The organism is Streptomyces misionensis (assembly GCF_007896895.1).
Lineage (GTDB): Bacteria > Actinomycetota > Actinomycetes > Streptomycetales > Streptomycetaceae > Streptomyces > Streptomyces misionensis_A.
This window is the reverse complement of sequence record NZ_VOGW01000047.1, coordinates 18,845-29,828: the sequence shown is the minus strand read 5'-3', so window position 1 is coordinate 29,828 and position 10,984 is coordinate 18,845. Positions and strand designations below refer to the sequence as shown.

Below are 10,984 nucleotides of genomic sequence, written 5' to 3'. Positions count from 1 at the left end.
CGTGGGAAGAGTCAGCGAGACCCGAGCTCTTGGTCGATGAGGTCGAACATCTCGTCGTCGGTGGCGGCGTCGATGCGGTCGAGGTCGATGTCGCGGTCGGTGCCGGGGCCGGCTGCGTTCGCCGCGGTGCTCCGGTGGGTGTCGGTCCACTTCCAGAGCAGCGCCTTGAGCCGGGCGGTGACCGTGTCCCGCACCGCGTCCTCGGGGGCGAGCGCGGCGAGACGTGCCTCCAGCCGGTCCAGTTCGGCGAGCACGGGCGGTTCCTCGGCGGCGAGTTCGAGCACCAGGTCCCTGTGCAGCAGCCGGGCGATCGCGACGGGGTTGGGATGGTCGAAGACCAGGGTGGGCTTGAGCCGGAGCCCGGTCGCGGCCCTGAGCCGGTTGCGCAGTTCCACGGCGGTCAGGGAGTCGAAGCCGATGTCCCGGAAGGCGGTGGTGGGTTCGATGCGGGCCGCGGTGGCGTGGCCGAGGGCGGCCGCCGCCTGGTTGCGCACCAGTTCCAGCAGGACCTTCTCCTGGTCGGCCTCCGGCGTTCCGGCGAGGCGGCGGGCCAGTGCGGGGGTCCCGCCGGCCGTGGTGCCGGCCGGGGCGGCGGTGTCGCCCACGAGGCCGCGCAGGACGGCGGGCAGCATGCCGGTGCGGGCCATGGCGCGCAGCCCCGGCAGATCCAGCCGGACCGGCACGACCACCGGACGGTCCACGGTGAGGGCGGCGTCGAAGAGGGCCAGCCCCTCCGCCGGGGTGAACGGCACGACGCCGGCCCGCCCCATCCGGGTGCGGTCGGCGTCGGTGATCCGGTCGCCCATGCCGTCGTCGCCGGTCCACAGGCCCCACGCCAGCGAGGTGCCGGGCAGGCCCGCCGCCCGCCGCTGTCGCGCCAGCCCGTCCAGGAAGGCGTTCGCGGCGGCGTAGCTCGCGGCACCGGCGCTGCCCAGGACCCCGGCCAGGGAGGAGAAGAGCACGAACGCGGAGAGGCCCAGGTCCTTGGTCAGCTCGTGCAGGTGCAGCGCCCCGTCGGCCTTGGGCCGCAGTACGGTGTCCAGGCGGTCCGGAGTCAGGGCGGTGATCACGCCGTCGTCCAGGGCCGCCGCCGCGTGCACCACGGCCACCAGCGGGTGTTCGGCCGGGACGGAGGCCAGCAGGGCGGCGACGGCGTCGCGGTCCGCGATGTCACAGGCGGCCACGTCGACATGGGCACCCAACTCGCCAAGTTCGGTGACGAGTTCGCCGATGCCTTCGGCCGCGGGGCCCCGGCGGCTCGCCAGCAGCAGCCTGCGCGCTCCGTGTTCGGTGACGAGATGGCGCGCGAGCGAGCGCCCGAGACCACCGGTCGCGCCGGTGAGCAGTACGGTCCCCTCCGGGTCCCACGCCGGGGCGGTGGGCTCCCCCGGGTCCCGTTCGGGAGGGGTGGGGTGCTCGGGCGGGGTGATCCGGGCGAGGCGCGGCACGTACAGCTTTCCGTCGCGCACCGCGGCCTGCGGCTCGTCCAGCGCGGCGAGCGCCGCGGCCAGTGCCGGGGCGACGCCGTCGTCGCTCACCGAGTCGTCCACGTCGAGGAGCAGCAGCCGGTCGGGGTGCTCGCTCTGGGCCGACTTGACCAGACCGGCGAGAGCGACGTGCGCGAGGTCCACGGCCGTTCCGTCCAGTTCGACGGCGCCCCGCGTCAGCACCACCAGCCGTGTGTCGGAGAACCGCTCGTCGGCGATCCACTCCTGGACGACCGACAGCACATCGGCCAGCAGCCGGCGTGTCGCCTCGGCGGCGTCGCCCTCGCTCGGGGCACACGGCAGCAGGACGTGGGTGGGCGTGGCGGCGCCGCCGTCGAGCGCCGTGCGGAGCGCTTCGATGCCGGTGCGGGAGCCCCCGAGGACCGCCCAGAGGGTTTCGTCGGCGGTGGCGGGCGGCACGGCGGGCTCGACCCAGTCGACCTGGAACATCCGGTCCTGGTGGGCCACGCGCGAGGCCAGCACCTGCTGCGGGGACATCGCGCGGGTCCGTACGGACGCGATCGAGGCCACGGGACCGCCGCCGCCGTCGGACAGTTCGATCGCCACCGCTCCGTCCCCCGCGGGCCGGAAACGGACACGCACGGCCCCGGCTCCCGGAGCGTGCACGCGGACACCGCTCCAGGCGTGCGGCAGCAGTACCCCGTCGTCGTCCTTCGCGCCCAAGTCAAGGGCGACTTGGAGAAGTTGGGGGTGCAGGAGGTAGCGGGCCGCACGGTCCCGCTCACCGGCGGGCAACTCGGCCTCGGCGTACAGCTCGTCCCCGGCGCGCCAGGCGGCGCGCAGGCCCGGACGGCCCTCGACGCCCATGGGTTCGGCACCCGTCGGCGGCCAGATCGTAGGGGCGTATTCCGGCTGGGGGGCGTTCCTGGTCAGCTCCCCGGTGACGTGGCGGACCCACGGCTCGTCCGCACCGCCCGCGGCGGGCCGGCTGAAGACGCGCACCAGGCGCCGGTCGGGGTCGTCACCCGCACCGATCTGCACCTGGACACGCACGGCACCCTGTTCGGCGAGGACCAGCGGGGCATCCACGTCCAGCTGGTCCAGGTACGAAAACCCGGTCCGCCGTCCCGTCGCCAGGACGAGGTCCACGAACGCGGCGACCAGGAGCACCGGCACGCCGGCGACCGTGTGTTCCGCGATCCAGGGCGTGTCGGCCGTGGACAGCCGGCCGGTGAACAGCACGTCCTGTGCCCCGGCGGTCTCCACCACCGCGCCGAGCAGCGGATGCCCGGCGGGGTCCAGGCCCGCCGAGGAGAGGTCGACCGCGGCCGTGCCCTTGAGCCAGTAGCGCTCGCGCTGGAACGCGTAGGTGGGCAGGTCGACGCGCCGGGCGCCGGGGAAGAGGGCGTGCCAGTCCACTTCGGCGCCGCACACGTGCAACTGCCCGAGGGCGAGCGTGATCGCCTGTGCTTCGGGACGGTCGGCGCGGAGCACGGGGACGGTGACGATGTCGTCCACGCAGCCCTGGGCGAGAGCGCTCAGCACTCCGCCGGGGCCGATCTCCACGAACGTCGAGACACCCAGCTCGCGCAGGGTCTCGATCCCGTCCGCGAAACGGACCGCCTCGCGCACGTGCCGGACCCAGTACTCCGGGGTGTACGGCTCCGCCAGACGGCCCGTGAGATTCGAAATCACCGGAATCCGCGGCTCGTTGAAGACCAGCTCGCCGACGACCGCAGCGAACTCCTCCAGCATCGCCTCCATCAACGGCGAATGGAAGGCGTGACTGACCTTCAGACGAGACGTCTTTCGACCCTCGTGAGCGAAGACCTCGGCGACCGCCAGGACGGCATCCTCGGCACCGGAAACCACCACCGACCGCGACCCGTTGACCGCCGCGACACCCACCCCGTCCGTCAGGTGGGGCAGGATCTCGTCCTCCGTTGCCTGGACCGCCACCATCGCCCCACCGGAAGGCAACGCCTGCATCAACGCGGCCCGCGCCGACACCAACCTCGCCGCATCCTCAAGCGACAACACCCCGGCCACATGAGCAGCCGCGACCTCCCCCACCGAATGACCGGCCACGTAATCCGGCCTGACGCCCCACGACTCCAACAGCCGGAACAACGCCACCTCGACCGCGAACAACGCCGGCTGCGCGCAACCGGTCTGGTGCAGCGACCCGGCATCCACATCGACCGGCGCGTCCAGCAACGCACACACCTCGTCGTACGCCGCCGCGAACACCGGATACGACGCATACAACCCACGCCCCATACCCAGCCGCTGCGACCCCTGCCCCGAGAACAAGAACCCGACCTTGCCCCGGTCCGTCTCGGCCCGTGCCGTCACCAGGCATGCCGCGGGTTCGTCCGCGGCCAGGGCGGTCAGGCCCGCGCGCAGCTCTTCGCCGTCCGCGCCGACCACGACCGCCCGGTGCTCCAGCGCCGAGCGGGTGACAGCGAGGGAGAAGCCCACGTCGGCGGGTGCGGCGGCCGCGAGGTCCACGGACGACAGGAGTCGTCGTGCCTGGTCCCGCAGGGCCTCCCCCGTCTTCGCGGAGAGCACCCACGGCACCACGGTGGTCCGGGCCCGCGCCGACTCGTCCTCCGGCTCCTCCGCCGGGCCCGCCTGTCCGGGCGCCCGCTCTGCCGAGGCCTGCTCCTCGGGGGCCTCTTCGAGGATGATGTGCGCGTTGGTGCCGCTGATCCCGAACGACGAGATCCCGGCCCGGCGCGGATGGTCCGTCTCGGGCCACGGGACCGGCTCGGTCAGCAGCCGGACCGAGCCCGCCGACCAGTCGACCCGCGGGGTGGGCCGGTCCACGTGCAGTGTCTTCGGCAGCAGGCCGTGCCGCATCGCCAGCACCATCTTGATCACACCGGCCACACCCGCAGCGGCCTGCGTGTGGCCGATGTTGGACTTCAACGAGCCAAGCAGCAGGGGGCGTTCGCGATCCTGGCCGTAGGTGGCGAGGAGTGCCTGCGCCTCGATCGGGTCGCCGAGGCTCGTGCCCGTGCCGTGTGCCTCGACGGCGTCCACCTCCTCGGCGGACAGCCCGGCGCCGGCCAGTGCTTCGAGGATCACGCGCTGCTGGGAGGGGCCGTTGGGCGCGGTCAGGCCGTTGGAGGCGCCGTCCTGGTTGACGGCGCTGCCGCGGACGACCGCGAGCACCCGGTGGCCGAGCCGGCGGGCGTCCCGCAGCCGCTCCACGAGCAGCAGCCCGGCGCCCTCGGACCAGGACGCGCCGTCCGCCGCCGCCGCGAAGGACTTGCAGCGGCCGTCGGGGGCGAGTCCGCGCTGGCGGCTGAACTCTACGAAGGCGCTCGGGCCCGCCATGACCGTCACCCCGCCCGCGAGCGCCATGCCGCATTCGCCGGCCCGCAGCGCCCGCACGGCCAGGTGCAGGGCGACGAGCGAGGACGAGCAGGCGGTGTCGACGGTGACCGCGGGGCCCTCGAAGCCGAAGGTGTAGGCGATGCGCCCGGAGGCAACGCTGCCGGAGTTGCCGGTGCTCATCAGGCCCTCGACGCCTTCGGGGAGGACGCCGGGTGTGAAGCCGTAGTCGTGGTACATCAGCCCGGCGAAGACCCCGGTGCGGCTGCCCTTGAGGGTGGCGGGGTCGATGCCCGCGTGCTCGAACGCCTCCCAGGCGGTCTCCAGCAGGAGGCGCTGCTGCGGGTCCATGGCGAGGGCCTCGCGCGGCGAGATACCGAAGAAGTCGGCGTCGAAGTCGGCCGCGTCGCGCAGGAAGCCGCCGTGGCGGGTGCAGACCGTGCCGGGGCGCTCGGGGTCGGGGTCGTAGAGCGTGTCGAGGTCCCAGCCGCGGTCCTCGGGGAAGTGCCCGATGGCCTCCTCGCCCTCGGCCAGCAGCCGCCACAGTTCCCCGGGGGAGCCGATGCCGCCGGGGAACCGACAGCTCATGCCCACGATGGCGATCGGTTCGCGGTCGCGGGTCTCCAATTCGCGCACGCGCCGCCGGGCCTGGCGCAGGTCGGTGGTGGCCCGCTTGAGGTACTCCCGGAGCCTGTCTTCGTTCATCATCGGTGTTGCCAGCCCCTTTTGGCGCGCGGTCAGGAGATGCCGAGTTCGTCGTCGAGGAGTTCGTACAGTTCCTCGTCGCTCGCCGAGCTGAGGTCGTCGTCGGTCTCGGCTCCGCCCGCGTCCGCGGGCTCGGCGGGCTCATCGCGGTGCCAGCGGGCGAGCAGCGCCCGGAGACGCATGTCGATCTTGGTTCGGGTGACCTTGTCGACGCCGTCCGCTCCGGCGCCGTCCAGGGCGGCGGCGAGGCGGTCGAGTTCGTCGAAGACCGGCGCGGACCGGGCCGCGCCGCCGGGGAGGTCGCTCAGCACCCGTTGCGCCAGCTCGGCGGGGGTCGGGTGGTCGAAGACCAGCGTCGCGGGCAGCCGCAGTCCGGTGGCCCGGTTCATCCGGTTGCGCAGCTCCACCGCGGTCAGCGAGTCGAAGCCCAGGTCGCCGAATGCCTGTTCGGGCCTGACGGCCTTGGCCGAGCTGTGCCCGAGAACGGCGGCGACCTCGGACCGGACGAGGTCCAGCACGGCTGCCGCGCGCTCGCTCTCGGGCAGGCCCGCGATCCGCTGGGTCGACGGGACGGCGGCGGCCCGGTCCGCGCGCCGCGCACGGCCGCCGACGAGCGCCCCGAACAGTGGCGGCACGGGGGCGGCCGCGTTCCGCAGGGCGGCGAGGTCCAGCCGTGCCGCCACCACGAGGGGTTCGTCCAACGCGAGCGCCACGTCGAGGAGTTCGAGGCCGTCCTCGTCGGACAGCGGCAGCACACCGCCACGGGCGAGCCGGGTACGGTCGGTGCCGCCGAGGTCCTCGGTCATGGTGCCGGTGCGCTGCCACAGGCCCCACGGCAGCGACAGCGCGGGCTGTCCCTCGGCCCGGCGCCGCGCGGCGAAGGCGTCCAGGAAGGCGTTGGCCGCGGCGTAGTTGGCCTGGCCGGGGGTGCCGAGCGTGCCCGCGAGCGAGGAGAAAACCACGAACGCCCGTACGTCGCCGACGAGTTCGTGCAGGTTCAGCACCGCGTCGGCCTTGGGGCGCAGCACGGTGTCCAGGCGCTCGGGGGTGAGCGAGTCGAGAACGCCGTCGTCCAGGACGCCGGCCGTGTGCACCACGGCGGTCACCGGGGTGCCGGACAGCGCCTCGGCGAGGGCGTCCCGGTCGGCCGCGTCGCAGGCCGCCCAGCGTACGTCGGCGCCCGCGGCGGTCAGTTCCGCCCCGAGGTCCGCCGCGCCCTCGGCGTCCGCGCCGCGCCGGCTCATCAGCAGCAGGCTCCGCACACCGTGCTCGGCGACCAGGTGCCGGGCGACGAGTCCGCCCAGCGCGCCGGACGCGCCGGTCAGGAGCACCCTGCCGGTCCCGAAGCCCCCGGTGGCGGGCGGGGTGTCGGCGGCGGCCCGGGTGAGCCGGGGCAGCAGGAGCGCGTCGCCGCGCAGCGCCGCCTGCGGCTCCTCGGCGGCGAGGAGCCGGGGCAGGGCCGTCGCGGCGGCGCGCTGAGTGTCGGCGTCGCGGGCGATGTCGAGGAGGACGAAGCGGTCGGGGTTCTCCGACTGCGCCGACCGGACCAGGCCCCACACGGCCGCCTGCACCGGGTCGGCCGCCGGGTCGCCGCCGGTGGCGACCGCGCCCCGGGTCACCAGCACCAGCCGGGCGGCCCGGTCCTCGGCCGTCCACCACCGCAGCAGGCCGAGCACCTCGGCGAGGACCTCCCGGACCCGTGCGGCGTCGGGGCCCGACCCGACCGGGCAGGGGACGACGACGGCGTCCGTGCCGGCCGGCGCCGCCGGAGCGGCGAGGAGGGCGGCGATGTCGTCGTGGACCCGTACGGCCGGGGGGTGCGCGTCGGCTGGGGCGGCGAGCGGTGCCCACTCCACGGTGAACAGGCAGTCCCGGGCGTTCGTCCGCAACTGCCCGGCCGACACCGGGCGCAGCGTCAGCGACTCGACCGAGAGGACGGGGCGTCCCGTACCGTCGGCGGCGTCCAGCCGTACGGCGTCCCCGCCGGCCGGGGCGAGCCGTACCCGCAGGCCGGCCGGTCCGGTGCCGTGCAGGGCGACGCGGGACCAGGCGAAGGGCAGCAGGGGACCGTCGGCGGCCGGTACGAGGCCGCCCTCGCCCAGCGCGTGCAGCGCGGAGTCGAGCAGGGCCGGGTGCAGGGCGAACGCGTTCGCGTCCGGCGGTGCCTCGTCGGCCAGGGCGAGTTCGGCGTAGACCGCGTCGGGGCCGCGCCAGGCGGCACGCAGTCCCTGGAAGAGCGGGCCGTAGCTCAGGCCGAGACCGGCCAGCCGGTCGTAGCAGCCGTCCAGGTCCACCGGTTCGGCGTCGGCCGGCGGCCAGTCGCCCAGGTCGGTGCCGTGGGCCGTGGCGCCGGTGGCGCCGGTGGCGCCGGTGGCGAGGGTGCCGGTGGCGTTGCGGACCCAGGGGCCGTCCCCGGCGCGCGAGTGCACGCTCAGCGGGCGGCGGCCGGAGTCGTCCTGCCCGCCCACGTGCACCTGGAGCGCGACGCCGCCCTGCTCGGGCAGGATCAGCGGTGCCTCCAGGGTGAGTTCCTCGACCAGGTCGCAGCCGGTCTCGGTGGCGGCGTGGGCGGCGAGTTCCACGAACGCGGTGCCGGGCAGCAGCACCGTGCCCAGCACCGCGTGGTCGGCCAGCCAGGGCAGGGTCGCCAGGGACAGCAGTCCGGTCATCAAGTGGCCGCCTGCGTCCGGGAGTTCCACCATCGCGCCCAGGAACGGGTGCCCGGCGGCGTCCAGTCCGGCCGCGCGCACGTCCCCGGCCGGGGCGCCCGCCGCGAGCCAGTACCGCTCGTGCTGGAACGCGTAGGTCGGGAGGTCGACGCGGCGGGCGCCCGGCAGGACGGCGTCCCAGTCGATGCCCACGCCGTGCAGACGGGCCTGGGCCAGGGACAGCATCAGGCGGTGCCGCCCGCCGTCGCCGCGGCGCAGTGTCGGCAGGATCGCGGCCCGCGCCCCGGCGGCCTCGATGGTGTCCTGTATGCCCGCCAACTGCACGGGGTGCGGGCTGACTTCGACGAACACGTCGTGGCCGTCGGCCAGCGCGGCCCGGATCGCGTCGTGGAACCGCACCGTCTGCCGCATGTTGCGGTACCAGTAGCCGGGGCCGAGTTCGTCCGGGGACAGTTTCCCGCCCGTCACCGTGGAGTAGAACGGCACGCCGGCGGGGAGCGTGCCGATCCCGGCGAACCCCTCGTTCGCCCGTGCTTCGACGCGTTCGATCTGCGGCGAGTGCGCGGCGTAGTCGACGGCGACCTTGCGGGCCTGGACGCCCTCGTGTGCGCAGTGCGCGAGGAGTTCGTCCAGCGCGTCGGTGTCGCCGGAGACCACGACGGTCCCGGGCCCGTTCACGGCGCCGATGCCGAGGCGGCCGTCCCACCGGCCGATCAGCTCCCGCGCCTCCTCGTGCGGCAGCGCCACCGAGGCCATCGCGCCGTGCCCCTGGAGCCCGAGCACCGCGAGGCTGCGGCGCGCCACGACGCGCGCCCCGTCCTCCAGGGAGAGCGCTCCCGCGACCACCGCGGCGGAGACCTCGCCCTGGGAGTGTCCGACGACCGCGTCGGGGGTCACCCCGAAGGAGCGCCACACCTCGGCGAGGGCCACGGTCATCGCCCAGAGCACGGGTTGCAGCACGTCGACCCGGTCCTGTCCGGCGTCGGAGGTGCCGCGCAGCACCTCGGTCAGCGACCAGTCCACGTGCGGCGCGAGGGCGCGTTCGCAGGCGTCGATCCGGTCGCGGAAGACCGGGGAGGTGTCCAGGAGTTCCGTGGCCATGCCCGCCCACTGCGAGCCCTGCCCGGGGAAGACGAAGACGGTCCTGCCAAAGGTGCGCGCGGCGCCGCTCACCACGCCGGGCGGTGTGGTTCCCGCGGCGACACCCGCCAGTGCTCGCCGGAACTCCTCGGGGGTCCGGGCGACCACCACGGCCCGGTGTTCGAAGTCCGCCCTGGTGGTGGCGAGCGAGTACGCCACGTCGGCCGCGCGGCCGGTGCCGTCGTCTTCGGTGCCGTCGGCGCCGTCCAGGAGGGCGGCGAGGCGGGCGGCCTGTGCCCGCAGGGCCGCCTCTGTCTTACCGGAGAGGACCCACGGGACGGGCGCGCCGGGGTCGGACGGCGGTGAGGGGGGTTCGTCGCTCGCGGGGGCCTGCTCGATGATCGTATGCGCGTTGGTGCCGCTGACGCCGAACGAGGACACGGCGGCCCGGCGCGGGCGGCCCGTCCGCGGCCAGTCGACGGCCTCGGTCAGCAGCCGTACCGCGCCCGCCGACCAGTCCACATGCGGGGACGGCTCGTCCACGTGCAGGGTCGGCGGGAGCACACCGTGCCGCATCGCCAGCACCATCTTGATCACGCCCGCGACGCCCGCGGCGGCCTGCGTGTGGCCGATGTTGGACTTGACCGAGCCGAGCCATACAGGCTGGTCGTCGGAGTGTTCCCAGCCGTACGTGGCGAGGAGTGCCTGGGCCTCGATCGGGTCACCGAGACGGGTGCCCGTGCCATGGGCCTCGACGGCATCCACGTCCGCCGGAGCCAGCCCGGCCGAAGCCAGCGCCTGCCGGATCACCCGCTGCTGCGCAGGACCACTGGGCGCGGTCAGACCGTTCGACGCACCGTCCTGGTTCACCGCACTGCCCCGCACCACCGCCAGCACCCGGTGACCATGGCGCCGCGCGTCCGACAACCGCTCCACCAGCAGCAGGCCCACACCCTCACCCCACCCCGTACCGTCCGCACCCGCCGCGAACGCCCTGCACCGCCCGTCCGGCGACAGCCCCCGCTGCCGGCTGAACTCCACGAAGACCGTCGGGCTCGCCATGACGGTGACGCCACCGGCGAGCGCCATCGTGCACTCGCCGTTCCGCAGCGCCTGGACGGCCAGGTGCAGGGCGACGAGCGACGAGGAGCAGGCCGTGTCGACCGTGACCGCCGGGCCTTCGAGACCGAACGTGTAGGACACACGCCCGGAGGCGACGCTGCCGGAGCCTCCGGTGGTGAGCAGGCCCTCGACGCCCTCGGGCAGTTCGCGCGGGCCCTGCCCGTAGTCGTGGTACATGAGGCCGGTGAAGACGCCGGTACGGCTGCCCCGCACCGTCGCCGGGTCGATCCCGGCGTGCTCGAACGCCTCCCAGGACGCCTCCAGCAGCAGCCGCTGCTGCGGGTCCATCGCCAGGGCCTCGCGGGGGCTGATGCCGAAGAAACCCGCGTCGAACCCGGCCGCCTCGTGCAGGAAGCCGCCGTGGCGCGCATAGGTGGTGCCGAGGTGTTCGGGGTCGGGGTCGTAGAGCCCCTCGACGTCCCAGCCGCGGTCGTCCGGGAACCGGGAGATGCCGTCCCGGCCGGCGGCCACCAGCCGCCACAGGTCCTCCGGGGAGCGCACCCCGCCCGGGAGGCGGCAGCTCATGCCGACGATGGCGATCGGCTCGTCGGCGGCGGCCGCGGTCCGCTCCGCCGTCGCCGCCGTGCCGACCGGGCCCGCGCCGGGGAGTTCGGTGCCGAG

At 74.8% G+C, this 10,984-nt stretch carries 2 protein-coding genes; both read right to left on the bottom strand.

Features of this window, described 5'->3' with window-relative positions:
• Window positions 1-11: 11 nt before the first annotated feature.
• Entirely contained in the window at window positions 12-5,492 is a 5,481-nt protein-coding gene (locus FRZ03_RS08355) for a type I polyketide synthase (RefSeq protein WP_146464530.1), read from the bottom strand.
• Window positions 5,493-5,524: 32 nt separating this feature from the next.
• Window positions 5,525-10,984: type I polyketide synthase (locus FRZ03_RS08350; protein ID WP_146464529.1), on the bottom strand; the 5,460-nt coding region annotated here is incomplete at its 5' end.